This window comes from Paenibacillus sp. 01T422, from assembly GCF_056398785.1.
Genome location: NZ_JBFTQB010001672.1, coordinates 1 through 427, shown reverse-complemented (window position 1 = coordinate 427; position 427 = coordinate 1). Strand labels below are relative to the sequence as shown.

1 protein-coding gene is annotated in these 427 nt (G+C 44.7%); it reads right to left on the bottom strand.

The genetic code is table 11. The features are described 5' to 3' along the window. Nucleotides 1-246: DedA family protein (locus AC1DUA_RS40715; RefSeq protein WP_477505026.1), on the bottom strand; the 246-nt coding region annotated here is incomplete at its 3' end. Nucleotides 247-427 lie beyond the last annotated feature (181 nt).

The following is a 427-nucleotide window of genomic DNA, read 5'->3' as shown; positions in this document are numbered from 1 at the left end:
GTACAAGAATGGCTTGCCTACCCGATGACCAATGAGATAACTCACAATCATCCCCGTCATGGTGCCTGCATAAATCACAATTAACGTTGTCCCATACTCAAAAGGACCTCCAGGCGCGGTCAGCGAGCCCACGAAAGCCATCAACGTTTCATCTGGTATAGGTACGCCAACAATGCCGGCAGATAACAAAATGTACAAAGCAATATAGCCATAATGCCCAATAAATTCATAAAGAGCTTCTTTCACAAAAGACACACTCCCAAATTCATTCGTCTTTCTGTTCCTTACCATTTTATCAAAAACGATGGCTTGCCCCAAGTTGCAGTCATGCTACTGTCTTCGCGAACATACCTTGTACTATACCAAACGAAAGAAAGCGGGGCAATCCATGCGAAAAGGGTCACAGATCGTCCGTATTGCCTTTACC